Source organism: Curtobacterium sp. C2H10 (assembly GCF_025407985.1).
GTDB lineage: Bacteria > Actinomycetota > Actinomycetes > Actinomycetales > Microbacteriaceae > Curtobacterium.
Map to the genome: position 1 here is coordinate 1 of NZ_JABXGF010000048.1, position 25,854 is coordinate 25,854.

Consider the following 25,854-nt stretch of genomic DNA (forward strand, 5'->3'; position numbering starts at 1 on the left):
GACCTCGGCGGGACGACCGCCGCGACGCCCTGCACCGGACGACCCGGAAGCCGAGCCGGTGCGCGCGGGCTGCGCCGCGCCTCCGGGACGACCACCGCGACCACGGCGACGACCGCCGCCCGCGTTGTCGGACTCGGTGGTGCGCTGCTTGGGCTGGCGCTGCTGCTGTGCCGGCTGCTCCGGGGCGACGTGACGGACCGGAGCGATCTCGCCGACCAGCTCCGTGACGGCGGGGGAGTTCGCCGTGACCTGCTGCGGCGTGACCTTGATCGCGGCCGCACGCATCATCTGCGCGACGTCGCGACGCTCGGCGGGCATCGTCACGGTGACGACGTCGCCGGACGAACCGGCGCGGGCGGTGCGGCCCGAGCGGTGCAGGTACGCCTTGTGCTCGGTCGGCGGGTCGACGTGGACGACGAGCTCGACGTGGTCGACGTGCACACCGCGGGCGGCGACGTCGGTGGCGACGAGCACGAGGGCCTCGCCGGAGGAGAACTTCGCGAGGTTCCGCTCACGGGCACCCTGCGACAGGTTGCCCTGCAGGTCGACGGCCGGGATGCCCTGGCTGCTGAGCTGCTTGGCGAGGCGCTTGGCGTGGTGCTTCGTGCGCATGAAGAGGATGCGACGACCGGTGCCGCTCGCGAGCGTCCGGACGAGGTCCTTCTTCGCGTCGGCGTCGGCGACCTCGAACAGGTGGTGGGTCATCGCCTCGACGGGGCTGTTCGCCTCGTCGACCGAGTGCATGACCGGGTTGTGCAGGAACTTCTTGACGAGCTTGTCCACGCCGTTGTCGAGTGTGGCGGAGAACAGCAGACGCTGCCCCTGCTCGGGCGTGGCCTGCATGATCTTGGTCACACCGGGGAGGAAGCCCATGTCGGCCATGTGGTCGGCCTCGTCGAGGACGGTCACCTCGATGTCGCCGAGGTTGACGTGGCCCTGCTGCATGAGGTCGGCGAGACGGCCGGGGCACGCCACGACGACGTCCACGCCGCCGCGCAGGGCGTCGACCTGACGACCCTGCCCGACGCCGCCGAAGACGGTCGTGGTGTTCAGGCCCATGGCCTTGGCGAGCGGGGCGAGGGCGACGTCGATCTGGGTCGCGAGCTCACGGGTGGGGGCGAGCACCAGGGCACGAGGCCGGCCGGCGCGGCGCTTGCGGCCACTGGCGGCGAGGCGGGCGACGAGCGGGATCGCGAACGCGATCGTCTTGCCGGAGCCGGTGCGGCCGCGGCCGAGCACGTCCTTGCCCTGCAGGGAGTCGGGGAGCGTGTCCTCCTGGATGGGGAACGCGGTCTCCTTGCCCTGGTCGGCGAGGACGGCGACCATCGGCGCGGGGACGCCGAGGTCGGAGAAACGGATGTCTTCGTTGGTCATGGTGACCTTTCCAACCGGAGTGCTCCGGCTGTGGTCGCGCTTGCGAGGCAGCGCGCGGGCGGGATGCGCGCCAACGGGTGTGGCTGGCGCAGTCGCCGCAGCAGAGAAGCCTGGCACCTTCGGGAGGTGCTCGATCATCGGTCCGTGGACCGGGAGTTCGGGGGCGTCCGTACGACGCACGAGGCGATCGGCGCCTCGAGTACGTCCAGCATAGCGTGCACGGGTCGGATCCCCCAGGCCGAGGTGTCCGCCGGCTCGTGCGAGGATGCACCGGTGCGCACCAGAACCGTCCTGCTGACCGTCGCGACGGCCCTCGTCGCCGTCCTGGGGACGGCGTCCTGCGCCGCCGCGGTGCCCGCCGCGTCGTACCGGAACCTGCCCACCTCGGGCGTCCCCGACTACCAGCTGGGCGGCTCGTACGCGCCTCCGGCAGGTGTCACGATCGTCGAGCGCGACAGCACCGCACGCCCGGCGGCGGGGAAGTACTCGATCTGCTACGTCAACGGCTTCCAGACCCAGCCGGAGGACGCCGCGATGTGGAAGCGGGACCACCCGACGTCGATCCTCCGCGACCGATCGGGCAAGCCGGTGTCCGACCCGGGCTGGCCGGACGAGATGTTGCTCGACACGACGACCGCTGCGAAGCGCGCGACGATCGTGCGGGTCCTCACGAAGTCCGTCGCCCGGTGCGCCGATCGCGGGTTCGACGCCGTCGAGTTCGACAACCTCGACTCGTGGACGCGCTCGAAGGGGAAGCTGACGCGGTCCGGGAACCTCGCCCTCGCCGCCGCGCTCGTCCGTCTCGGGCACGGCGAGGGGCTCGCGGTCGGGCAGAAGAACACGCCGCAGCTCGGCGCGTCCGGACGGAAGCAGACCGGCTTCGACTTCGTGGTCGCCGAGGAGTGCTTCGTCTACCAGGAGTGCGGCGAGTACACGAAGGCGTACGGCAAGCGGGTCATCGACGTCGAGTACTCGGACAACAGCGAGCAGCCGTGGTCGTCGGTGTGTGCCTCGGCGAAGCGGCCGGCGATGACGATCCTGCGCGACCGGGACCTCGTGACGCCGTCGAGCGACGACTACGTGTTCGAGCGCTGCTGACGTAGCGCCCGCGCCCGCGTCAGGCGGGCCAGGCGTCCCGCAGGGCGGCAGCGGCCTGGTCGGCGGACAGCCCCGCGGCCCGTGCGGCGGCAGCGAGGGCACGGGCGGCATCGGTCACCGACGACGGCACCTCGGCCGGTCGGATCACCCGCGTACCGGCGCCGCGTGCGGTCTGCACGAGCCCGGCCTCTTCCAGCAACTGGTACGCCCGCGCCACCGTCCCGGCGGCGAGCCCGAGCTCGTCCGCGAGCCCACGGACGCTCGGCAGCCGTTCACCGTCCACGAGGTACCCGGCGCTGATCTGCGCGGCGATCTGGGACCGGACCTGCTCGAACGGCGGGATGCGCCCTCCGGCGTCGATCGCGACGAGACCCGACATGTGCTCCACCCTAGAAGTCGTACTGCTCGCCGACGGGGATCGGTACCGCGACGGTGTTGCCCGGAGGCGCGAGCGGGCACGCCCACGCCGGGTCGTACGCGCACGACGGGTTGTAGGCGAAGTTGAAGTCGAGGACGAGCTCGCCGTCGTCGCCCCCGAGGTCCGCGCCCTTGATCGTGTCGACGAGGTAGCGTCCGCCGCCGTAGGTCCCGCGGGCCTTACCGGCGCTCGAGTCCTTGACCGGGATGAACACGCCGCCCGCGTAGCCGCCGTGCGACCACACGTCGAGCGAACCGATGCCGGCCAGGGTCACGACGCCGAGCCGGTCGAAGTGCACGATGCCGTCGGTGCCCGTCTCGACGTCCATCGCGAGGGGCTCCGCCGGTTCGATCCGGGCCCGGAAGCGCCACGACGGGTCGTAGTCCGGGACGGGCAGGGACTCGAAGTCGCGGGCGTCCTCGTCGAGGAGCGGGCTGGCCGGGTGCTCGCCGAACATCGCGTCACGGGTCTCGCGCCACAGCGCGTGGGCGGTCTCCGGGTCGTTCGTCGCCCGCACCCGTCGGTACAGGTCGAAGGTCATCCGCCGCCAGTCCACGGTGGCGAGCGTGCTGTGCACGCGGTCGTCGGTTGCCGGCTCATGCGTCTGGCTCACGGTACGAGCGTACGCCCTGCCTGGAGGAACGGCGCGGGTCCGGCGGTCAGGCCGCGGCTCGTCGGGCGCGCCGCCAACCGGGCGCGAGGGCGCGCATCCGCAGCGCGCGCCACTGCCAGATCACCCACATCCCCGGCCAGAGCAGGACTCCGAGCACCGCGGGCCGCATCCGGTACGAGAGCCGGTCGACGAGGAGCGTCCGACCGTCCCCGAGGTCGACGGTCGCCATCCGGTGCTGCATCGACATCCGTCCGAACAGCCCGCTCGTGCCACCGCCGTTGTCGCGTTGCACGGGCACACCGCGCACCTCGTACAGGTCGAGGTCGACGTGCGTGTCGCCGCTCGGGACCACGCCGAAGGCGCTCGCGGTGATCGGGTGCGGCTCACCCGGCACCCAGCGCACCGGGAACCCCTGCGGATCGCGCGACCGGTAGACCAGGAACGGCTTCGTCACGGCGACCATCACCGCCGGGGACAGCAGGGCGTCACGCACGGCCTCGACCGGTGCGTCGAGGGTGATCCGGATGCCCACGTGCATGCCGCGAACGCTACTCGTGCGCGGTGGACGACCGGCGGGCCCGGCGGCAGGCGTGCCGGACGGAACCGGGTCAGGCGTGTCGAGCGGATCGGCGTCGAGCACCCTCGGCGCGGTCGTGCCGACGGAGCCGTTCGGCGAGGGACAACCGCACGGTCGGCCACTCCGACGCGATCACGGAGAACACCACGGTGTCCCGCAGGGTGCCGTCACGGCCGATCGAGTGGTTCCGGAGCACGCCGTCCTGCTTCGCACCGAGTGCCGCGATGGCCGTGCGGGACTGGAGGTTGTGCCAGTGGGTCCGGAACTCGACCGCGATGCACTGCCAGACGTCGAACGCGTGCGAGAGCATGAGCAGCTTCGCCTCGGTGTTGATGCCCGTGCGCTGCGTCGACCGCGACAGGAACGTCGCACCGATCTCGACCCGGCGGTTGCCCGTGTCGGGGTTGAGGAACGTCGTCGACCCCACGACCCGGCCGGTCGGGCGGTCGCGCACCGCGAACGGCACCATCCGTCCCGCTGCCTGCTCGGCGAGCCGCCGGTCGATCTCGTCGTCGACCTGCGCCGGAGCGGGGATCGAGGTGTACCAGGTGCGCCACAGATCGCCGTCCGCGACCGCCGCCCGCAGGTCGTCCGCGTGCTCGGAGCCGAGGGGCTCGAGCGTCACGCGGTCGCCGGTCAGGGTGGGTGCGGGGGCGATCTCCATGGCAACAGATCCTACGGTCGCCGACCCTGACGAACCCCGGACGGCGGAGCACCTGTGGAAAGGATCAGGGACCCGCCGACGGCTATCGTGTCGCAGGTGGCAGCACGCACGCAGGAGAAGTACCAGGTCCGCTTCGCATGGGGGACCGGCGGCGCCGCGCGGATCGCCCCGGGGACGCATCTGGTCGTCTGGGTCGACGTCCTCCCGGCGTCCGCGGCGCACGACGGACCCGCCCGCCGACGGGCGCTCCGCGCGGTCGCCGCGCAGGTGCCGGACGGTCCGGAGGTCGTGCTCGGCCACCTCGGCAACGCGACGGCGGTCGCGGAACGCGTGACGCGCCTCCAGGCCGAACGCGGTGACCGCTGCGTCGTCGCGATCGTCGCCGCCGGACGCCACCACGCACCCGGTGACGACGCCGCGGAAGCGGCGGGCGAGGCCGCGGACGTGCCGGACGCGCCGGACTTCGCGGTCGAGGACTTGCTCGCGGCCGGAGCCGTCGTCGACGCGCTCGCCGAGGTCGGGATCGACCACACCTCGCCCGAGGCGGCGGCCGCCTGTGCCGCGTACACGGGACTGCGGCGGGCAGTGAAGCACCTGGTCAGCGCCTCCGAGGCGGCCGCGGCGCTCGAACCGGCCGACGTGCACGCGGCGCTCGCGGTGGACGGCCAGCTGGAGACCCTGCGGGAATCGAGTTCGCGCGCGTAGCGTTCGACCTCCACATCCGGTACCCCGCCGGACCGCAGAGCGAAGGAGCGTGCCGTGAAGGCAGTCGTCGGAGACACCGTGATCGCCGAGGCCCCGCAGGAGGACCTCATCCAGATCGAGGGCAACTGGTACTTCCCGCCGTCGAGCGTGAAGAGCGAGCTGTTCACCGAGAGCCCCACCCAGTACCACTGCCCGTGGAAGGGCGACACGCAGTACTACACGGTGAACGTCGACGGGCAGGCGCTGCAGGACAACGCCTGGTCGTACCCGACGCCCATCCCGTCGTCGTTCGACCGCGTCGGCAAGGACTACTCGGGCTACGTGGCGTTCTGGAAGGGCGTGCGCGTCGTCGACTAGCCGGCCAGCGTGAGCACGATGAGCGCCACGTTGAGCGCGACGATCACCAACGCGATGACCCCCGCGACGACGCGGGTGGTCATCGCGTTGACGTCTGCACCCATCACGCTGCGGCGGGACGTGTAGACGACCAGCGGCACGATCGCGAAGGCGATCCCGAAGCTCAGCACGACCTGGCTCACCACGAGCAGCATCGTCGCGTCGGCGTTCACCGCGAGCAGGACGATGGCGGGCACGAGCGTGACCAGCCGTCGGGCCAGCAGTGGGATCCGCACGTGCAGCAGTCCCTTCATGATCTCGGCGCCGGCCATGCAGCCCACCGAGGTCGAGGCGAGCCCCGACGCCAGCAGCCCCACCGCGAACAGCACGCCCACGACCGGGCCGACGTGCTCGGCGATCGCCCGCTGCGCTCCGGGGATCGAGTCCGTGTCGGCGACCCCGGGCAGCGTCGCCGCCGCGAGGACGAGCATGCAGATGTTCACCCCGCCGGCCACCAGGAGCGCCAGCCCCACGTCCCAGCGCGTCGCGACGAGCACCCGACGACGCTCCGGGCCTGCCGGGACGTCGCCGTGCCGGTCGCGCGCCAGGGCGGAGTGCAGGTAGACCGCGTGCGGCATCACCGTCGCGCCGAGCATCGAGGCGGCGAGCATCACCGACTCGGACCCCTCGAACCGCGGGACGAGTCCGGAGACGAGCTCGCCCGGTGGCACCTGCGCGAACAGCAGCCCGGCGCAGAACCCCACCGTGAGGATCGCGAGCATCGCCGTCACCACCGCCTCGAACGTCCGGGTGCCGCGGTGGCTCTGCAGGGTGAGGATCGCCATCGAGACCACGCCGGTGATCACCCCGCCGGCGACCAGCGGCAGCCCGAACAGCAGGTGCAGCGCGAGTGCGCCGCCGATGACCTCGGCGATGTCGGTCGCGGCGGCCACGACCTCGGCCTGCGCCCAGAACAGCAGTCGGGGCGTGCGCTTCATCCGCAGGCCGAGGTACTCCGGCAGGGACTTGCCGGTGACGACGCCGAGCTTGGCGGAGAGGTACTGCACGACGACCGCGCTGGCGTTCGCGGCGACGAGGACCCAGAGCAGCAGGTAGCCGTACTTCGCGCCCGCGGTGAGGTTCGCGGCGACGTTGCCGGGGTCGACGTAGGCGATGGCCGCCACGAACGCGGGGCCGAGCAGGGTCAGGCCAGCCGCGCGCTTCCGAGGCGTGTTCGTCTCGGCGGGACGGGCAGCGGTGTCGGTCATGCAGACAGCATGCCAGAGGATTCGGCGCGCCGAATCCTTGTTTTCGTGTCGCACGCGAATCGGCCCGGGCCGGAGCCGTGAGCAGGCCAGGAGGCGCGGGTCGGCTCAGACCGCCGCGCGTCGGGCCCGGTGCGCCCGCACCTTCGCCCGGTTGCCGCACCGCTGCATCGAGCACCACCGGCGTGTGCCCCCGCGCGACGAGTCGTAGAAGACGAGGCCGCAGTCGTCCGCCGAGCACCGGCTCAACCGCGTCGGCTGTCCGTCCGCGGCGACGTCGTCGAAGCCGACCTCGGTGAAGAGGGCTACCGCGTCCCGTGCGACGCTCGACAGCGCCTGGGCGAGCCGCACCCGGTTCGCGCCCGCACGACGACGGCCACCGGGCAGGCTCGGCGGCACGTCCGGCAGCGCGGCGAACAGGTTGACCGTGTCGATGTCGTCCGGTGCCGGGCGCGTGCGACCCGTCCCGGCGCGGAGGCCGGCAGCCACCGCGGTCCGTTCCGCCGCGGTCGAGGCCGGACCCGGAGCCGCAGCGACGGCCAGTCGGGCGATCGCTGCGCGGAGGGCCCGGGCGTCCTGCAGCTCGCGGGCGGTCGCGCCGACGTCGATCGGCTCGGTGTGGTCGCTCAGCCACTCGTCGAGGTCGGCCGGTGTCGCGAGCAGTTCGCCGAGCTGCGCCCGCGGACGTCGACCGTCCGGGTCGTCGGCGAACCCGCCGGTGTGCGCGAAGTCGAGGGCGATCCGTCCGGCGTCGAAGAACCACGTGGAACCGGTGTCCGTGCGGATGTGCTGCCCCGTGTGCATCCGCCCAGGCTAACGGGTTACCGGCGCGCCTCCGCATGCGATCGGCATCATGCGGTAGCTCGGCTGGCCTCCGCCGCTCGGCGCTCCCACGCGATGACGTTCCGGGCGTCGAACCGGCGGGAGCACTTCGCGCACGCCAGCGGCCGGGTCGGGGTGCGGTAGCGGAAGTGCTCGTGCCCGGCCGGACACGTGCCGATCCACGGTGCGAGTTCGCTCGCCACGGGGCCGTCGTACAGGCGTGAGCCCGTGTAGCCGAGTTCCTTCGCCGTCCGGCGCCACGTGGGTCCGTGGCCGGCGCGGGCCCCGGCCACCGCATGCGCGATCTCGTGCAGGAGCACCTGGTCGACGTCGTCCTCGGAGAACCGCACGGCGAGGTGGCGGCTCACCGTGATGCGCTTGCGGGCGAAGTCGCACTGGCCCGCCCGGGTCTTCGCGTGGTCGAACCCGAACGACCAGCTGCCCGCCCCGAGGTGTGCCGTCATCAGGTGTTCGGCGCGGGACCGGACGGCCTCGAGCGTCGTCACCGTTCGTCGTCGCCGAGTTCGTTGCGTCCGGCCTGGCCCTTCTGCGCGGCCCGTGCGGCGATGCGGCCCCAGAGTTCGTCCGCCTCGGTCCGGGCGGCGTCCGGCGCACCGAGGACCCGGCGGCGCACCGTCGGGGTCTGCTGCACGGGCTCCGGAGCGCGGGGTGCGGCCGGTTCGTCCTCGTCCGCACGGCGCGCGGCGACGTCGCGGGCGGTGCGCGGCTTGTCCTCGGCCGGGGGCTGGGCGACCGAGGCCCGGAGCGCCGCCTCGACCGCCGTCCGGAGCGCCTCGGTGCGTTCCGACGGTGCACCGGCCTGGCGGAACGCCTGGTACGCCCGGGACAGCGCGGCACGGGCCTCGTCGAAGCGGGAGAGCTCGAACAGCGACCAGCCCTCGAGCTCGGCCGCTGCGCCCTCGAGCTCCGGCCACTCCTCGGTCCGGGCGGTGTCCCGTGCCAGGGCCGACTCGGTCGCGGCACGCTCGTACCGCCCGAGGTCGTGCAGGACGTGCGCGCGACGGATGCGTGCGGAGACCTTGTCCGAGCGCTCCCCCGTGAACATCGTCAGGCGGAAGACCTCCTCGGCGATGACGAGCGACTCGTCGAGCCGACCGAGCAGGCGGAGGAGCTCGGCACGCTCCGCGAGCGCGTCGGTGCTGCGGCTCTGCCCGAGGTCGCGCAGCCGCTGCTGGACGGCGTCGGCGTCGACCGCGGGGCGCAGGCTGATCGGAGCGAAGGTGCTGCCGGGGCTCACGCCGGCCGTCACGGGCGCCGCATGACGCGGTTCCCGGGCGCGGTCGGTGCGGTCGGGCTGCTGGCGGTCGTCGGGCGGGAGGGACATCGGTTCGAGGGTAACCGCGCCGCCCCGAGAGCGAGCGGTGCCACGCGCACGGGGGTCACGCTCGTGTCGCCCTCGGGGACGAGGACGGCCCGCCGTGCGGGTGCACGACGGGCCGTCCGGGACGATCTGGTCGGGTCAGGACATCCCGCTGGCCGAGACGGCCGAGATGAGGATGGCCACCACGAACGCGATCGCCGCGACGACCGCGAGGATGATCGCGAAGACACCCCAGCCGCGTCCGCGCTTCGTGACCGCGGCGACGATGCCCTGCACGATCGCCCACAGGCCGAGCGCCGAGCCGAGGTAGAACAGCAGCGACCCGGTGACGGCGCTCGACGACGTCGTGAGCGCCATGATGTCGGACTCGCTCGGGGTCGCCCCGCCGTTCTGCACGGACTCGCGGAACGCCTCGGAGCCGCCGAAGACGCCACCGAACAGTGCACCGCCGATGATGCCGACCACGAGCGCGGCGACGGCCACGACGAACGCGATGACACCGACGGTCTTCTTCTTGGCCTTCGGCTCCTCGTAGCCCTGCCACGAGGGGGCACCGGCGCTCGCCGGAGCCGCTGCGTAGGGCTGCTGGCCGTACTGGGGCTGCCCGTGCTGCGGCTGCCCGTACTGGCCCTGCTGCTCGGCGTACTGCGTCGACCCGTACTGCGGGGTCTCGCCCTGCGGGGCCTGGTGCTGCTGGGCCTGTTCGCCCCAGCGCGGCGCGTCGGCCTGCGGGGCCTGCTCACCGTACTGCGGCGTGGAGGCGGGAGCGGGGTCGACCCGCTCGCCGTAGCGCGGCTCGTCGGCCGAGGGAGCGGGCTGCTGCGGCGCTCCGCCCCAGCTCGGCGCCTGGCCGTCGCCCGTCCGGTCCTCGTTGCTCCGGTCGTCGTTCGTCATCAGGGATCCCCTTGCTCGGTCGCGCACCTGCGCGGTCGTTCAGACCCATCCTGGCAGGCGGACCCTCCGCGTGCGCGGCATCCGCCCGATCGCACGGCGACCGTCGGCCCGACCCGCGGTCGCGCGTCAGCCGCCGAAGACGCTCCGGTTCGGCTCCGGCGACGCCACCGCGGTCTGGTCCGTGACGATCGGCGCCCCGGCGATGAACGCCCGCAGCTCCGCCCCGTGCACGACCTTCGCCGGCATCGGGTCGGAGGAGTACCGACGAGGCATGTCCGCCACGGGCAGGTCCGTCGGCGACCCGAGCAGCACGATGTTCCCGAACCGCCGGCCCTTGAGCATCCCGGTGTCCGCGACGGCCGCCACCGACGGCAGCACCGCCTGCAGCGTCGACGCCTGCCCCCGGGCAAAGGCGAGCCCGGCCCCGTCCGCCACGTTCACGGCCACGATGCCGGTGGGCGACAGGAACTCCGCGACCTCGCGGTAGAACTCGATGCTCGTCACGTGCGCGGGGATCTGCGAGCCGCCGAACACGTCCACCACGGCCAGGTCCACCGTGCCGCGCAGTCCGGCGGGGAGCTTGCCGAGGACCTCGCGGGCGTCGCCGTACCGCACCCGGATCGAGGCCCCGCGGGGGAAGGGCAGCGCGTCCCGCACGTGGTCGACGAGGTCCCGCTCCAGTTCGATGACCTGCTGCCGGGAGCCCGGCCGCGTGACCGCGACGTACCGGGGGAGCGTCAGGGCCCCGGCGCCGAGGTGCAGCGCCGTGACCGGGCCGTCCGGGAGCAGGTCGATGGCGTGCCCGATCCGCCGGATGTACTCGAACGCCAGGTGCGTCGGGTCCTCGAGGTCGACGTGCGACTGCGGCGTCCCGTCGACGACGAGCGTGAACGACCCCGGGCGGTGCCGGTCCGGCTCGACCACCGCGTACCCCGCACCGATCCGGAACCCGTCGAACGCATCAGCCATGGCACCAATCGAACACCACCGCGATCACCACCCGCGTCCCCACCCCTGGTTGGTGTGCCCGCCGACGCTGTCGATCGAGGCTGGTACCACCGGCCGGGAGACGCCCGCCGGACCTCCTCGGAAGGCGGACACCATGTCGGTCCAGCTCCTCGTGAACATCCTCGTCGGCATCGCCCTGGTCGCGTTCCTCGGGTACCGCCAGGCGACCTGGCAGTACCTCGACCCGGCGCGCATCTGGCGCACGCCGCTCATCATGGCGATCATCGGCGTGGTCGTCCTCGCCCAGACGAAGGCGACGATCACGACGACCGACGTGGTGTTCCTCGGGATCGAGGCGCTCATCACGATCGGGGTCGGCCTGACCATGGGCAGCATCACCCGCTTCCGCACGGTCGGCACCCCGGACGCCAAGGGCCGCACGATCCAGTCCCGCACGGGTGCGCTCGGCGCGGTGCTGTGGATCGTCCTCATCGCCGTCCGCGTCGGTCTCGACGTGCTCGGCGGCCACCTCGGCGCGCACCTGCTCACGTCGACCGGCACGATCCTGCTCGTCCTCGCGCTGAACCGCGCCGCACGCGCCGTCGTCATCGACGGCCGCATCCCCCGCGGCGACCGCCAGCCGAGCGGCATGATGGTCCGGTGACCCTGCTGACCGGCCAGGACGAGACCGACCTCCCCGGAGGCCGGTCCCGTTCGGGCGCCGCCTGGGGGCTCAACGCCCTCGGCATCGCGATCGTCGCGTTCTGGTTCGTGAAGAACGGCATCGCCCTGCAGCACCCCGCGTGGGTGTGGGTGCTCGGCGCGCTGGCGCTCGCCGCGTGGGCGCTCCGCGAGTTCGGTCGCACACCCCGGCTCCTCGTCGTCGCCGGGGTCCTGATGATCGCCGCCGGCACCCTGACGGTGGTGCCGACGGACTCGCTCATGATCGTCCCCGTGATCGTCGGGATCGTCCTGCTCGGCGCGAACCTCCGCGTCCCGGTCTGGGCGGCAGCCGTCGCCGCACTCGCCGCGATCGTGGTCGTCGCGGTGTCCGCCTCGATCGAGCACGCCTCGGTCCAGTTCGTCCTCGGGACGAGCGGCGGCATGCTCCTGGGCGTCCTCATCGGCTTCAGCCGGCGGCAGTTCCGCATCGCGGCGGAACGGGCGCGCGAGGCCGAGCGGGACCAGCAGCGCGCCGAACTCCTCGCGGATCGGTCCCGCGCCGCCCGGGACATCCACGACGTGCTCGCGCACTCCCTCGGCGGCCTGGTGCTCCAGCTCGACGCGGTCGAGGCCCTGCTCGAGGCCGGCCGGGTCGACGACGCCACGAAGCGCGCCGCCGAGGCCCGCGCGCTCGCCGCGGACGGCTTGGCCGAGGCGCGACGTGCGGTGCACGCCCTGCGGGACGACGCCGAGACCGACGCCGAGGCGGACGCGGGCCGGTCCGCGGTCCCGCACCGTGCCTCCCGTCCGACCACCGACCCCGCGACGGGCCTGGCGGCCCTCGTCGACGCGCACCGGTCGTTCGGCGGCGAGATCGTGACGCAGGGCGACACGGCGCTCACCGACCTCGATGCGGCCCACCGCGCCGCCGTGGTCCAGGTGGTCCGGGAGGCGCTCAGCAACGCCCGCAGGCACGCCCCCGGCCGTCCCGTGTCCCTGTCCGTCATCCGGGACGGCGACGCCGTGGACGTCGTGGTCGCGAACCCGCTGTCCGGCGGCGGCCACGGTCTGCTCGGGATGCGCGAACGCTTCGCGGAACTCGGCAGCGGCGCCGCGGTCGAGGCGGACCGGTCGGACGACGAGTTCGTCGTGGCGATGCACCTGCCGGTCGACGAGCTGGCCGCCGAGGGGGACCGCCCGTGACCATCCGCGTCCTCGTCGTCGACGACCAGGCCATCGTGCGCGACGGGCTGGTGACGGTGCTCTCCCTCGTGGACGACCTCGAGGTCGTCGGTGAGGCGTCGGACGGCGCCGAGGCGGTCGACGCGGTCGAGCGGGAGTCCCCGGACGTCGTGCTCATGGACCTCCGGATGCCCGGCGTCGACGGCCCGACGGCGACGGCACGCATCACCGAGGGGCACCCCGGGGTCGCCGTGCTCGTCCTCACCACGTTCGCCGACGACGAGTCGATCCTGACCGCGCTGCGGGCCGGCGCGCGCGGGTACCTCACCAAGGACGCCGGTCGCGGCGAGATCGCGACGGCGATCCGTGCGGTGGCGTCCGGGCAGTCGACGTTCGACGCCACCGTGGGCGCCCGGCTCGTCGCCCAGCTGGCCGGCGGCACCGGGCCCGCGCCCGTCGCGACGCCGGACCCGATCGAGTCGCTCCGTGCACGCTTCCCGACGCTCACCCCGCGCGAGGCGGACGTACTCGGGCGCATCGCCGAGGGCCGGTCGAACCCGCAGATCGCCGCCGAGCTCTTCCTCACCGTGCCCACCGTGAAGTCCTACGTGAACCAGGTGTTCACGAAGCTCGGCGTCCGCACCCGCGCGGAGGCCGTCGCCCTCGTCCTGCGCTGACCCGGGTCCGCGGTCCCGACCGGCCGGTCCACCCGGCGCAGGTGAATGCGTGCACATGCACCACCAGCGGACGCCAAGGGTCGTCGCCTACCGTTCACCGGGTCGTCACCTCGGTGCGTCGATCCGCGCAGTGCCCCACACCTCGCGCGCTTCCGCACCCCGCTCGTGACCGCGGCGCGACCGTCCGGCACCCCCACTGCCCCTCGTGTGCGCGCCGTCGGCGTGCGCCGGGCTCCCCGCTCTCCTGCGCGCCGCCCGTGGTCCGCCCGCCGTGACCATTGAACACATTGCGTGCGCTATGTAAAATATGAGCACGAACGGACCCGATCCCACGAGGAGTCGACCCGCATGACCGACACCATGAGCGTGCCCACGTACCGCCGCACCACCGCGAGCCGTCCCGCGGTCGCCACCCGCGCCTCCCGTCCGTCCACCCACACCGAGCGCGAGCACGCGCCGACCTGGATGCGTGCGGTGGGTGCGATCCTGCTGGTGGGCGGGCTCGGGCTGACCGCAGCGGTGCTCGGATGGCCGGGCGACGCTCCGGAGACGGCGCTGCTGGTGCCGGCGCTCGTCGGCGTCGCGGTCGGGTTCCTGCTCCTCGTCGCCCGCTCGGGGTGGACGGTGACGGACACCCACGTCGTCCTGCACTTCCGGCCGCTGCCCGCGCGACGGATCGCCCGCGACCGGATCACCGACGTGCGACTCGTCGAGGCGGACGCGTCGACGTACGGCGGCATCGGGCTCCGGATCGGACGCGGCGTCCGCGCGCTCATCCTCACGCCGGGGCTCGGGATCGAGTTCACCGACGACCGCGGACGTGTCACGTTCGTGCGGACGCGGCAGCCCGAGGCGGCGTTCCGCGCCCTGCGCTGACGGGCGTTGCGCGTCCTGCGCTGGCGGGCGTGGCCGGGCTGCGGAGCAGGGAATACCCACGCTGTCCACCGGCTTATACACGGCACTGCCGAATTCGGTCAAGCCAGGACTGGACATCCGCGACGAGCCCGACCTATGATGGCAGTTCGCGCTCCCTGGCATCCGTGTCGTCATATTGCGGTCGACGCAGCGTTCTTCCAGAACGTGCCCTGGTGGTGCCGGTCCCGTATATGTCGGCGGGTCCCGTCCACCCAGATCATCGCACACGTGCACAGCTCACCGGCCGTCGCGTGATCGCGTGTCTTCGAGGGGTGCGCTGAAGCGTCAATCCACTCACCTACGTGCTGCTCGTCAGTACCGGCCCGACGGGGCCTACCGGAGGTCAAACCCTTGGCTGCTGCGCCCAACGCATCCACCAACCCCAAGAACGGTCGCAACCACTCGCGACTCTCGTTCGCCAAGATCACGGACACCCTCACGGTTCCTGATCTGCTCGCACTCCAGACGGAGAGCTTCGACTGGCTCGTCGGCAACGACGTCTGGAAGGCCCGCCTCGCCGAAGGCCAGGAGCAGGGTCGCACCGACCTCGCACTGCACTCCGGGCTCGAGGAGATCTTCGAGGAGATCTCCCCGATCGAGGACCTCGGCGAGACCATGCAGCTCGGCTTCACGTCGCCCGAGCTCGAGGACCCGAAGTACTCGATCGACGAGTGCAAGGAGCGTGGCAAGACCTACGCCGCCCCGCTCTACGTCAACGCCGAGTTCATGAACCACATGACCGGTGAGATCAAGACGCAGACCGTCTTCATGGGCGACTTCCCGCTCATGACCGAGCGCGGCACGTTCATCATCAACGGCACCGAGCGTGTCGTGGTCTCGCAGCTCGTCCGCTCGCCGGGCGTGTACTTCGAGCGTCAGCAGGAGAAGACCTCCGACAAGGACATCTACTCCGCCCGCGTGATCCCGTCGCGTGGTGCCTGGCTCGAGTTCGAGATCGACAAGCGCGACCAGGTGGGCGTGCGCATCGACCGCAAGCGCAAGCAGTCGGTCACCGTGTTCCTCAAGGCGCTCGGCATGACGAGCGAAGAGATCATGGACGAGTTCCAGGGCTTCGCCTCGATCGAGTCGACCCTCGAGAAGGACGCCATCCTCACCAAGGAAGAGGCGCTCAAGGACATCTACCGCAAGCTGCGTCCGGGCGAGCAGGTCGCCGCCGAGGCCGCGCGTGCGCTCCTCGACAACTTCTACTTCAACCCGAAGCGCTACGACCTCGCGAAGGTCGGCCGCTACAAGGTCAACCGCAAGCTCGGCATCGACGCGCCACTCAGCGACTCGGTCCTGACCGTGCAGGACATCGTCCGCACGATCAAGTACCTGGTCTCGCTGCACGCCGAGAAGACCACGCTCGACGGTGTCCGTGACGGCGAGCCGGTGCAGCTGCGCCTCGACGTGGACGACATCGACCACTTCGGCAACCGTCGCATCCGCGCCGTCGGCGAGCTCATCCAGAACCAGGTCCGCACCGGTCTGTCCCGCATGGAGCGCGTCGTCCGCGAGCGCATGACCACGCAGGACATCGAGGCGATCACGCCGCAGACCCTGATCAACGTGCGCCCCGTCGTCGCCGCGATCAAGGAGTTCTTCGGGACGTCCCAGCTGTCGCAGTTCATGGACCAGAACAACCCGCTCGCGGGCCTGACGCACAAGCGTCGCCTCTCGGCCCTCGGCCCGGGTGGTCTGTCCCGTGAGCGTGCCGGCGTCGAGGTCCGTGACGTCCACCCGTCGCACTACGGCCGCATGTGCCCGATCGAGACCCCGGAAGGCCCGAACATCGGCCTGATCGGTTCGCTCGCGTCGTTCGGTCGGATCAACTCCTTCGGCTTCATCGAGACGCCGTACCGCCGCGTCGTGAACGGTCAGGTCACCACGACCATCGACTACCTCACGGCCTCGGAAGAGGACGACTTCGTCGTCGCGCAGGCGAACGCCCCGCTCACCGACTCCTTCCACTTCCAGGACGACAAGGTGCTCGTCCGGAAGAAGGGCGGCGAGGTCGAGCTCGTCGGCAAGGACGAGGTCGACTACATGGACGTCTCCCCGCGCCAGATGGTGTCGGTCGCGACGTCGCTCATCCCGTTCCTCGAGCACGACGACGCGAACCGCGCCCTCATGGGTGCGAACATGCAGCGTCAGGCTGTCCCGCTGCTCCGCTCCGAGTCGCCGCTCGTCGGCACCGGCATGGAGGGCTACACCGCCATCGACGCCGGCGACGTCGTCACCGCCGACAAGGCCGGTGTCGTCTCCGAGGTCTCGGCCGACGCCGTGACCCTGCAGCTCGACGAGGGCGGCACGCAGACCTACTACCTGCGCAAGTTCGACCGCTCGAACCAGGGCACGAGCTACAACCACCGCGTGGTCGTCTCGGCCGGTGAGCGTGTGGAGCAGGGCGAGGTCATCGCCGACGGTCCCGCGACGGAGAACGGCGAGCTCGCGCTCGGCAAGAACCTCCTCGTCGCGTTCATGCCGTGGGAGGGCTACAACTACGAGGACGCGATGATCCTGTCGCAGAACCTCGTGAAGGACGACACGCTCTCCTCGATCCACATCGAGGAGTACGAGGTCGACGCCCGCGACACGAAGCTCGGCAAGGAAGAGATCACCCGCGACCTCCCGAACGTCAGCCCGGACCTCCTGGCCGACCTCGACGAGCGCGGCATCATCCGCATCGGTGCCGAGGTCCGCCCCGGCGACATCCTGGTCGGCAAGGTCACGCCGAAGGGCGAGACCGAGCTCAGCGCCGAAGAGCGCCTCCTCCGCGCCATCTTCAACGAGAAGTCGCGCGAAGTCCGCGACACCTCGCTCAAGGTGCCCCACGGTGAAGAGGGCACGATCATCGGCGTCAAGGTGTTCGACTCGCAGGACGGCGACGACGAGCTCGGCTCGGGCGTCAACCAGCGCGTGGTCGTGTACATCGCCCAGAAGCGCAAGATCACCGCGGGTGACAAGCTCGCCGGTCGTCACGGCAACAAGGGCGTCATCTCGACAATCCTCCCGGTCGAGGACATGCCGTTCCTCGCCGACGGCACCCCCGTCGACATCGTGCTCAACCCGCTCGGCGTCCCCGGCCGCATGAACTTCGGCCAGGTCCTCGAGATCCACCTCGGGTGGCTCGCGAAGCAGGGCTGGAACGTCGAGGGCATCCAGGAGTGGGCTTCTGCCCTCCCCGAGGCCGCCCGCAGCGCGGAGCCCGGCACGAAGGTCGCCACCCCGGTGTTCGACGGTGCCTACGAGCGCGAGATCGAGGGCCTCCTCGACTCGACCCTCCCGAACCGCGACGGCGAGCGCCTGATCGGTTCGTCCGGCAAGGCGCAGCTCTTCGACGGCCGCTCCGGCGAGCCGTTCCCGGAGCCCGTGTCGGTCGGCTACATGTACATCCTCAAGCTGCACCACCTGGTCGACGACAAGATCCACGCCCGTTCGACCGGTCCGTACTCGATGATCACGCAGCAGCCGCTGGGTGGTAAGGCGCAGTTCGGTGGACAGCGCTTCGGCGAGATGGAGGTGTGGGCGCTCGAGGCGTACGGCGCCGCCTACGCCCTCCAGGAGCTCCTGACGATCAAGTCCGACGACATCCTCGGCCGCGTGAAGGTCTACGAGGCGATCGTCAAGGGCGAGAACATCCAGGAGCCGGGTATCCCGGAGTCGTTCAAGGTCCTCATGAAGGAGATGCAGTCGCTCTGCCTGAACGTCGAGGTCCTCTCGGCCGACGGCCAGGCGGTCAGCCTCCGCGACACGGACGACGAGGTCTTCCGTGCCGCTGAAGAGCTCGGCATCAACATCTCCTCGCGGTTCGAGTCGTCGTCCGTCGACGACATCTGATCCCGCCCGTACTCGTAACGAATCCAGCTAGAGAGAAGAACATTGCTCGAAGCAACTTCATTTGACGCACTGCGGATCGGTCTCGCCACGGCCGAGGACATCCGCCAGTGGTCGTACGGCGAGGTCAAGAAGCCGGAGACCATCAACTACCGCACCCTCAAGCCCGAGAAGGACGGTCTGTTCGGCGAGCAGATCTTCGGTCCGTCCCGCGACTGGGAGTGCGCCTGCGGCAAGTACAAGCGTGTCCGGTTCAAGGGCATCGTCTGCGAGCGCTGCGGCGTCGAGGTCACCAAGTCCTCGGTCCGCCGTGAGCGCATGGGCCACATCGAGCTCGCCGCGCCCGTCACGCACATCTGGTACTTCAAGGGCGTCCCGTCGCGCCTCGGTTACCTCCTCGACATGGCGCCGAAGGACCTCGAGAAGGTCATCTACTTCGCGGCGTACATGATCATCGACATCGATGAAGAGGGCCGTCACGCCGACATGCCGGGTCTCGAGAACGAGATGCGCCTCGAGATCAAGAACCTCGAGGGGCAGCGCGACTCGATCATCGCCGACCGCCTCAAGAAGCTCGAGGACGACCTCGCAGCGCTCGAGGAAGAGGGCGCCAAGGCCGACGTCAAGCGCCGCACCAAGGACACCGCCGAGAAGGAGATGTCCCAGGTCCGCAAGTCGTTCGACGAGGACATCACCCGCCTCGAGCGCGTGTGGGAGGACTTCCGCAACCTCAAGGTGGGCGACCTCAAGCCCGAGGACGCCGTCTTCCACGAGCTCCAGGACCGCTTCGGGATCTACTTCGACGCCTACATGGGCGCCGAGGCGATCAAGCTGCGGCTCGAGGCGTTCGACCTGGCCGCCGAGGCCGAGGCGCTGCGTCTGCAGATCGCCGAGGGCAAGGGCCAGAAGAAGATCCGCGCGATCAAGCGTCTGCGCGTCGTCAGCTCCTTCCTCGCCACCGGCAACTCGCCGGCCGCGATGGTGCTCGACGTCGTGCCGGTCATCCCGCCGGAGCTGCGCCCGATGGTGCAGCTCGACGGTGGCCGCTTCGCCACGAGTGACCTCAACGACCTCTACCGTCGTGTGATCAACCGCAACAACCGTCTCCGCCGCCTGCTCGACCTCGGTGCCCCCGAGATCATCGTGAACAACGAGAAGCGCATGCTGCAGGAAGCGGTCGACGCGCTGTTCGACAACGGTCGTCGTGGTCGTCCGGTCACGGGTACCGGCAACCGCGCCCTGAAGTCCCTGAGTGACATGCTCAAGGGCAAGCAGGGTCGTTTCCGCCAGAACCTGCTCGGCAAGCGCGTCGACTACTCGGGCCGTTCGGTCATCATCGTCGGCCCGCAGCTGAAGCTGCACCAGTGCGGTCTGCCCAAGCAGATGGCGCTCGAGCTCTTCAAGCCGTTCGTGATCAAGCGCCTGATCGACCTGTCGCACGCGCAGAACATCAAGTCGGCCAAGCGCATGGTCGAGCGTTCGCGTCCGCAGGTGTGGGACGTGCTCGAGGAGATCATCCGCGAGCGCCCCGTGCTGCTGAACCGTGCGCCGACGCTGCACCGTCTGGGCATCCAGGCGTTCGAGCCGCAGCTCGTCGAGGGCAAGGCCATCCAGCTCCACCCGCTCGTGTGTGCTGCGTTCAACGCGGACTTCGACGGTGACCAGATGGCCGTGCACCTGCCGCTGTCGGTCGAGGCCCAGGCCGAGGCCCGCATCCTGATGCTCGCCTCGAACAACATCCTGAAGCCGTCCGACGGCCGTCCGGTGACCCTGCCCGCACAGGACATGATCATCGGTCTGCACCACCTCACGACCGTCCGCGAGGGCGCCGTGGGTGAAGGCCGTGCGTTCTCCTCCGTCGCCGAGGCCATCCTCGCGAAGGACCAGGGCACGCTGCACCTCAACGCGCTCGTGAAGATCCGCATGGCGGACGTCCACTTCGCCGAGGGTGAAGCACCCGAGGGCTACGAGCAGGGCGACACCGTGCTGCTCGAGACGACCCTGGGCCGTGCGCTCTTCAACGAGACCCTCCCGGCGAACTACCCGTTCGTCCAGAAGGTCACCGACAAGGGCGTGCTCTCCGCGATCGTCAACGACCTCGCCGAGCGCTACTCCAAGACCGAGACGGCCGCCGCGCTGGACCGGATCAAGGACGCGGGCTTCTACTGGGGCACGCGCTCCGGTGTGACCGTGGCGCTCTCCGACGTCGTGACGCCTCCTCGCAAGAAGGAGATCATCGCGGGCTACGAGGTCCAGGCCGCCAAGGTGCAGGGCGAGTTCGACAAGGGTCTGATCACCGACGCCGAGCGTCGCGCCGACCTGATCAAGATCTGGACCGAGGCCACGAACGAGATCGCGCAGGAGATGCGCGACAACTTCCCGGTCGACAACACCATCAACCGCATGGTGTCGTCCGGTGCTCGTGGTAACTGGCTCCAGGTCCGCAACATCGCCGGTATGCGTGGTCTGGTGAACAACCCGAAGGGCGAGATCATCGCCCGCCCGATCATCAACTCGTACCGCGAGGGCCTGACCGTGGCGGAGTACTTCATCGCCACGCACGGTGCTCGCAAGGGTCTTGCCGACACCGCGCTCCGTACCGCGGACTCCGGGTACCTCACCCGTCGTCTCGTGGACGTCTCGCAGGACGTGATCATCCGCGAGGACGACTGCGGCACGACCCGGGGCCTCGAGCTCCCGATCGCGACCGTGGGTGCCGACGGCAAGCTCGTGCGCGACCCGCGCGTCGAGAACACCGTGTACTCCCGCACCCTGGCCACCCCGGCCGTGGACGCGAAGGGCACGGTCGTCGCCGAGGCCGGCGAGGACGTCGGTGACGTCCTCATCGACAAGCTGCTCGCGGCCGGTGTCGAGAGCATCAAGGTGCGCTCGGTCCTGACCTGCGAGTCGAGCGTCGGTGTCTGCGCGAAGTGCTACGGCCGTTCGCTCGCCACGGGCAACCTCGTCGACATCGGCGAGGCGGTCGGCATCATCGCCGCCCAGTCCATCGGTGAGCCCGGTACCCAGCTGACGATGCGTACCTTCCACACGGGTGGTTCGGCCTCGGCCGACGACATCACCCAGGGTCTGCCGCGTGTCACGGAGCTCTTCGAGGCGCGTACCCCCAAGGGTGCGTCCCCGATCGCCGAGGCCCCCGGCCGCGCCACGATCGAGGACACCGACAAGGGTCGTCGCATCATCCTCACGCCGGACAACGGTGACGAGCCGTTCATCTACCCGGTGCTGAAGCGTGCGACGCTCCTCATCGAGGACGGCCAGCACGTCGAGCTCGGCGAGCAGTTCATCGCCGGCACCGTCGACCCGAAGGAAGTCCTCCGCGTCAAGGGTGTCCGTGAGGTCCAGAAGCACCTCGTCAACGGTGTGCAGGACGTGTACGGCTCGCAGGGCGTGCCGATCCACGACAAGCACATCGAGGTCATCGTGCGCCAGATGCTCCGCAAGGTCACCGTCGTCGACCACGGCGACACCGACCTGCTCCCGGGCGAGCTCGTGGACCGTTCGCGGTACAACGAGCTCAACCGTGCGGCGCTGCAGGAGGGTCGCAAGACCGCTTCCGCTCGCCAGGAGGTCATGGGCATCACGAAGGCGTCCCTCGCGACCGAGTCGTGGCTGTCCGCCGCGTCCTTCCAGGAGACCACCCGCGTGCTCACGCAGGCGGCCATGGAGGGCAAGCAGGACCACCTCGTCGGCCTCAAGGAGAACGTCATCATCGGTAAGCTCATCCCTGCCGGGACGGGCCTCAGCCGGTACCGCGACGTGGACGTGAACGCGACGGAAGAAGCGAAGGCGGAGCGGTACCCGAACCGCATCTTCGCGGACGACTCGTCGTTCTCGGACGCCGACCTGAGCTTCGTCGACTTCGACAGCTTCTCGTCGGACGACTTCACGCCGGGTACCTACAACTGAGCCTGAGCTCCACCGGAACGGCCCCCGCATCCTCGGATGCGGGGGCCGTTCCCGTTGGTGGCGTGACGGCTCAGACCGCGCGGTCCGCCCCGTTGTCGCGTCCGGAGCCCCGGCCGGTCTCGTCGACCAGGGAGAACAGGCTCAGGACGTTGCCGTCGGGATCGCGGACGTCGAACCAGTCGACGGCTCCGTCGACGCACTCGACCGGGCCGATGTCGATCCCGAGTGCGCCGATGCGTGCGTGCTGGGCGGCGACGTCGTCGACGCCGAAGCGGACGCTCACGGGGTTCTCCTCGGCGTCGGCGTCCTCGTAGAGCTGGATCCAGATGCCGCCGACCTCGTACTCGGCGATGCCCTCGTCGGGCTCGAGGTCCGGTTCGGCACGTTCGAACACGGCGCCGTACCAGAGGCAGGACGCCTCGATGTCGGTGACGGGCAGCCCCACGGTCACGCTCGTGATGTCCATGACTCATCATGTCCCGGAGCAGGGCTGCGCGTCGAGCACTTTCCGCCGTCGCGCCCGTGACCGATGGCAGGCTGGTCCGATGGCAACCCTGCGCGAACGGATCACCGCCCCGGCCCACCTCGAGCTCCCGGTCCCGATCGCCGGGCTGACCTTCCGGGCGGCGAACCGCGACGACCTGGAGGCTGTGCACGCCCTCGCCGTGGCGGCTGCCGCGGTGGACGACCCACACGCTCGTCCCTCCACAGCGAGCCTTGAGCGGACGTTCTCCACCGAAGGGCTCGACATCGCTCGGGACACCCTCGTCGGCGTCGATGCTGAGGGGCATGTGCAGGCGTACGGCATCGTCATCGACGTCCCCTCCCGCGTCACCGCTGCTCGCGTGGTGCTCGAGGGGGCGGTCCACCCCGCGCTGCGCGGCCGGGGGATCGGCCGTCGTGTGCTCGCGTGGCTCATCGGGCGCGCGCGGCAGCGACTCGCCGCGCTCGACCTCGACCTGCCGGCGACGATCGAGGTCGGCGCCGCGCAGGGGACCGGTGCGCTCCGTCTGGCGGCCCACTTCGAGTTCGAGCCGGTCCGCCACTGGGTCGACATGCAGGCCGTGCTCGGCGACCGCGCCGAGGTCGTGGTCCCGCCGGTGCCGGACGGGTACGTCGTGCGTGCGACGACGTCCGACGACATCGAGCCGCTGCGGATCACGAAGAACGACGCCTTCCGCGACCACTGGGGATCGCAACCGATGGTCGAGTCCGACTGGCGCGGGTTCCTCACCGCGGCGACGGCCCGGCTCGACCTCGGCCGCGTCGTCGTCGACCCGTCGGGCCGGATCGTGGCGTTCGCGCTCGTCGAGGTGGATCCGGACGGCTTCGCCGCTCGCGGCCGGTCGTTCGGGTACGTGCACTGGGTCGGTGTCGTGCGGGCGGCACGTGGGACGGGACTCGCGCCGATCGTCCTCGACGCCGCGCTGCAGGGGATGCGTGCCGAGGGGCTGTCCGCCGCGGTCCTGCACGTCGACGCCGAGAACCCGACCGGCGCCGGACGCATCTACGAGCGGCTCGGGTTCGTCCCGGGGCCGGTGCACGTCACCGCGTCGACGACCCTCTGACGGGGGTCGTCGCGGCCCTCGGCGCGCACGCCGTCGGCGGTGTCGATACCCGCGGGTACCCCTGCACTGGGGCCACCGAACACCCCCTCGCCCCCTCGTTGTGGGACTGCGGTGGCCGTTCCGTGCGGACGTAGCGTGGTCGGGCGTCGAACCCCTGCGGCGCTCGTCCCCACGAACCGCGCGCGACCCGAAGGAGGCTCCGCAGCTCATGGCCACGCTGTCCGAGATCCTCATCCTCAACGGAGCCCTGCCGATCGAGCACCTCGACTCGATGACCGGCGACGAGGAGATCGACGACCGTTCGATCCGCTCCCTCGTCGACCAGGGCCTCGTCAGCGAGGCGCAGTACATCACCGCGCGCGCTGCGTCGAACAACTCCAAGACCGTCCCGCTGACGGACTACCCGGTCGACGGCACCGCGGTGTCGATGCTCCCGGCGGCCCTGTGCCGTCGGCACGGCGTGCTCGGGGTCGGGTTCGAGGGCGACGTCCTCGTCCTCGCGATGGTGAACCCGACGAACGTGCTGGCGATCGACGACGCCCGGACCGCCTCCGGCCGCCCCGTGAAGCCGCTGCAGGTCGACGAGCGCGACCTCGCCGCAGCACTCGACCGCTACCTGCGTGCCGACGACGAGCTGAACGACCTGACCTCCTCGCTCGAGGAAGAGGCATCGGCGCAGACCCAGCAGCAGGTCGACCTCACCGACGGCGCGCTCGACGACGTCCCGATCGTCCGGTTCGTCAACCTGCTCGTGTCCCAGGCCATCCAGGACCACGCGTCCGACATCCACATCGAGCCCGGCGAGCACGAGGTCCGGGTGCGCTACCGCATCGACGGCGTGCTGCACGAGATGGCCCCGGCGCCGAAGAACATCCAGAACGGCGTCATCAGCCGGCTCAAGATCATGAGCGACATCGACATCGCCGAGCGTCGGAAGCCGCAGGACGGCCGCATGTCGGTGCGCCACGGTGGCCGGCAGATCGACCTCCGCGTCGCGACGCTCCCCACCGTGTGGGGCGAGAAGGTCGTCATGCGGATCCTCGACAACACGAACACGTCGATGTCCCTCAAAGACCTCAACCTGCTCGAGCAGAACTTCCAGGCGTACCAGCGCTCCTACTCGAAGCCGTACGGCATGATCCTCGTCACCGGTCCCACCGGGTCCGGCAAGTCGACGACGCTCTACACGACCCTCAACGCGGTCGCTCGTCCCGAGATCAACGTCATCACCGTCGAGGACCCGGTCGAGTACCGGATGGCCGGCATCAACCAGGTGCAGGTCAACCCGAAGGCCGGACTCACGTTCGCGTCGGCCCTGCGGTCGATCCTCCGGTCCGACCCCGACGTCGTGCTCCTCGGCGAGATCCGCGACCACGAGACCGCGCAGATCGCGATCGAGGCCTCGCTCACCGGCCACCTCGTGCTGTCCACGCTGCACACGAACGACGCCCCGTCGGCCGTCACGCGACTGACGGAGATGGACATCGAGCCGTTCCTCGTCGGGTCCGCACTCGACTCCGTGGTCGCCCAGCGTCTGGCACGACGGCTCTGCGACCGCTGCAAGGCCCCGGCGCAGTACACGCCGGCGCAGCTCGTGGCGCTCGGCTTCGTGGGCACCGAGGACGCCGCCGTGCCGGAGTTCTTCGGCCCGGTCGGCTGCGCCGTCTGCTCGAACACCGGGTACCGCGGCCGCATCGCCCTGCACGAGGTCATGACCGTGACCGAGGAGATCGAGCGCCTCGCCGTCTCGCGTGCCTCGAGCGCCGAGATCGGCCGCGTCGCCCAGCAGCAGGGCATGCTCACCCTCCGCCAGGACGGGTGGGAGAAGGTCAAGCTCGGCATGACGAGCATCGACGAGATCCTGCGCGTGGTCGCGTAGGCGTGGGAGTGGAACGATGACCGATTCCGTCTACGACATCTCCGTGCCCGGCGACGAGCCGGTCGCGGGGTGGCACCCGGGCCGTCCCGGCCACGAGGTCGGTGGTCGCCGCGCCGCCCGGCTCGCGGCCGCAGCGGCGCACCAGCCGAC

23 protein-coding genes are annotated in these 25,854 nt (G+C 70.8%); 11 read left to right on the forward strand and 12 right to left on the reverse strand.

Annotated elements, in window-relative coordinates; all coding sequences use genetic code 11:
- Nucleotides 1-1,374, reverse strand: a 1,374-nt coding sequence (locus HWD93_RS14745; RefSeq protein WP_261647225.1) for a DEAD/DEAH box helicase, incomplete at its 3' end; no start/stop codon positions are given.
- Between the two features lie 273 nt (nucleotides 1,375-1,647).
- Here HWD93_RS14745 and HWD93_RS14750 point away from each other — a divergent pair.
- Entirely contained in the window at nucleotides 1,648-2,472 is an 825-nt protein-coding gene (locus HWD93_RS14750) for an endo alpha-1,4 polygalactosaminidase (protein ID WP_261647226.1), read from the forward strand.
- Between the two features lie 19 nt (nucleotides 2,473-2,491).
- Here HWD93_RS14750 and HWD93_RS14755 read toward each other — a convergent pair whose 3' ends face one another.
- From HWD93_RS14755 to HWD93_RS14770, 4 genes are all read right to left on the reverse strand, one after another.
- Nucleotides 2,492-2,851 (reverse strand): GntR family transcriptional regulator, encoded by a 360-nt coding sequence (locus HWD93_RS14755; RefSeq protein WP_071295229.1) that lies wholly within the window; start codon nucleotides 2,849-2,851, stop codon nucleotides 2,492-2,494.
- Nucleotides 2,852-2,861: 10 nt separating this feature from the next.
- The gene (locus HWD93_RS14760; protein WP_071295230.1) at nucleotides 2,862-3,431 is read right to left on the reverse strand and encodes a DUF1684 domain-containing protein; all 570 of its coding nucleotides are present in this window, start codon (nucleotides 3,429-3,431) and stop codon (nucleotides 2,862-2,864) included.
- Nucleotides 3,432-3,549: 118 nt separating this feature from the next.
- A complete protein-coding gene (locus tag HWD93_RS14765) occupies nucleotides 3,550-4,041 on the reverse strand; it encodes a hypothetical protein (RefSeq protein WP_070417649.1) in 492 nt (163 codons plus the stop codon).
- Nucleotides 4,042-4,111: 70 nt separating this feature from the next.
- Nucleotides 4,112-4,744, reverse strand: a complete 633-nt coding sequence (locus HWD93_RS14770) for a GNAT family N-acetyltransferase (protein WP_071295193.1) — start codon at nucleotides 4,742-4,744, stop codon at nucleotides 4,112-4,114.
- A gap of 96 nt (nucleotides 4,745-4,840) precedes the next feature.
- On the opposite strand from HWD93_RS14770, the gene HWD93_RS14775 reads away from it, so the two are divergent.
- Both HWD93_RS14775 and HWD93_RS14780 read left to right on the forward strand, forming a co-directional pair.
- A complete protein-coding gene (locus HWD93_RS14775; RefSeq protein WP_139201898.1) occupies nucleotides 4,841-5,449 on the forward strand; it encodes a 2-phosphosulfolactate phosphatase in 609 nt (202 codons plus the stop codon).
- A 54-nt stretch (nucleotides 5,450-5,503) separates the two neighbouring features.
- Nucleotides 5,504-5,806, forward strand: a complete 303-nt coding sequence (locus tag HWD93_RS14780) for a DUF427 domain-containing protein (RefSeq protein ID WP_070417652.1) — start codon at nucleotides 5,504-5,506, stop codon at nucleotides 5,804-5,806.
- Here HWD93_RS14780 and HWD93_RS14785 read toward each other — a convergent pair.
- From HWD93_RS14785 to HWD93_RS14810, 6 genes are all read right to left on the reverse strand, one after another.
- Nucleotides 5,803-7,053: an Nramp family divalent metal transporter gene (locus HWD93_RS14785; protein ID WP_261647227.1), complete on the reverse strand. Its 1,251-nt coding sequence runs from the start codon at nucleotides 7,051-7,053 to the stop codon at nucleotides 5,803-5,805. The genes HWD93_RS14780 and HWD93_RS14785 overlap by 4 nt on opposite strands.
- 105 nt (nucleotides 7,054-7,158) lie before the next feature.
- Nucleotides 7,159-7,854 carry a CGNR zinc finger domain-containing protein gene (locus tag HWD93_RS14790; protein ID WP_070417654.1) on the reverse strand — a complete coding sequence of 232 codons (696 nt, stop codon included), beginning with the start codon at nucleotides 7,852-7,854 and terminating at the stop codon, nucleotides 7,159-7,161.
- A gap of 47 nt (nucleotides 7,855-7,901) precedes the next feature.
- Nucleotides 7,902-8,378, reverse strand: a complete 477-nt coding sequence (locus HWD93_RS14795) for a SprT-like domain-containing protein (RefSeq protein WP_261647228.1) — start codon at nucleotides 8,376-8,378, stop codon at nucleotides 7,902-7,904.
- Complete coding sequence (locus HWD93_RS14800) at nucleotides 8,375-9,217, reverse strand: hypothetical protein (protein WP_261647229.1); 843 nt, start codon at nucleotides 9,215-9,217, stop codon at nucleotides 8,375-8,377. Before HWD93_RS14800 ends, HWD93_RS14795 begins: the two co-directional genes overlap by 4 nt.
- Before the next feature lie 135 nt (nucleotides 9,218-9,352).
- A complete protein-coding gene (locus HWD93_RS14805; protein WP_261647230.1) occupies nucleotides 9,353-10,108 on the reverse strand; it encodes a hypothetical protein in 756 nt (251 codons plus the stop codon).
- Between the two features lie 126 nt (nucleotides 10,109-10,234).
- The gene (locus tag HWD93_RS14810; protein WP_092385318.1) at nucleotides 10,235-11,077 is read right to left on the reverse strand and encodes a spermidine synthase; all 843 of its coding nucleotides are present in this window, start codon (nucleotides 11,075-11,077) and stop codon (nucleotides 10,235-10,237) included.
- A gap of 133 nt (nucleotides 11,078-11,210) precedes the next feature.
- Between HWD93_RS14810 and HWD93_RS14815 the strand changes: the two genes are divergently transcribed.
- The 6 genes from HWD93_RS14815 to rpoC all read left to right on the forward strand — a co-directional run bounded on the left by HWD93_RS14815 (nucleotide 11,211) and on the right by rpoC (nucleotide 22,257).
- Nucleotides 11,211-11,720, forward strand: coding sequence for a hypothetical protein (locus tag HWD93_RS14815; RefSeq protein ID WP_261647231.1), 510 nt, complete (start codon nucleotides 11,211-11,213; stop codon nucleotides 11,718-11,720).
- Nucleotides 11,717-12,922, forward strand: a complete 1,206-nt coding sequence (locus tag HWD93_RS14820) for a histidine kinase (protein ID WP_261647232.1) — start codon at nucleotides 11,717-11,719, stop codon at nucleotides 12,920-12,922. Before HWD93_RS14815 ends, HWD93_RS14820 begins: the two co-directional genes overlap by 4 nt.
- Nucleotides 12,919-13,578, forward strand: a complete 660-nt coding sequence (locus tag HWD93_RS19565) for a response regulator transcription factor (protein WP_261647233.1) — start codon at nucleotides 12,919-12,921, stop codon at nucleotides 13,576-13,578. Before HWD93_RS14820 ends, HWD93_RS19565 begins: the two co-directional genes overlap by 4 nt.
- A 348-nt stretch (nucleotides 13,579-13,926) precedes the next feature.
- Nucleotides 13,927-14,454 (forward strand): hypothetical protein, encoded by a 528-nt coding sequence (locus HWD93_RS14830; RefSeq protein WP_092385312.1) that lies wholly within the window; start codon nucleotides 13,927-13,929, stop codon nucleotides 14,452-14,454.
- Between the two features lie 390 nt (nucleotides 14,455-14,844).
- Nucleotides 14,845-18,333, forward strand: coding sequence for a DNA-directed RNA polymerase subunit beta (rpoB, locus tag HWD93_RS14835; protein WP_070417662.1), 3,489 nt, complete (start codon nucleotides 14,845-14,847; stop codon nucleotides 18,331-18,333).
- A 42-nt stretch (nucleotides 18,334-18,375) separates the two neighbouring features.
- On the forward strand, nucleotides 18,376-22,257 hold the full coding sequence (gene rpoC / locus HWD93_RS14840) for a DNA-directed RNA polymerase subunit beta' (protein WP_070417663.1): 3,882 nt from the start codon (nucleotides 18,376-18,378) through the stop codon (nucleotides 22,255-22,257).
- A 70-nt stretch (nucleotides 22,258-22,327) separates the two neighbouring features.
- Here rpoC and HWD93_RS14845 read toward each other — a convergent pair whose 3' ends face one another.
- The gene (locus HWD93_RS14845) at nucleotides 22,328-22,723 is read right to left on the reverse strand and encodes a VOC family protein (protein WP_071295200.1); all 396 of its coding nucleotides are present in this window, start codon (nucleotides 22,721-22,723) and stop codon (nucleotides 22,328-22,330) included.
- 79 nt (nucleotides 22,724-22,802) lie between these two features.
- On the opposite strand from HWD93_RS14845, the gene HWD93_RS14850 reads away from it, so the two are divergent.
- Together HWD93_RS14850 and HWD93_RS14855 are read left to right on the forward strand one after the other, a co-directional pair.
- A complete protein-coding gene (locus tag HWD93_RS14850; protein ID WP_261647234.1) occupies nucleotides 22,803-23,825 on the forward strand; it encodes a GNAT family N-acetyltransferase in 1,023 nt (340 codons plus the stop codon).
- Nucleotides 23,826-24,033: 208 nt separating this feature from the next.
- Entirely contained in the window at nucleotides 24,034-25,704 is a 1,671-nt protein-coding gene (locus tag HWD93_RS14855) for a GspE/PulE family protein (protein WP_070417667.1), read from the forward strand.
- Nucleotides 25,705-25,854: the final 150 nt, after the last annotated feature.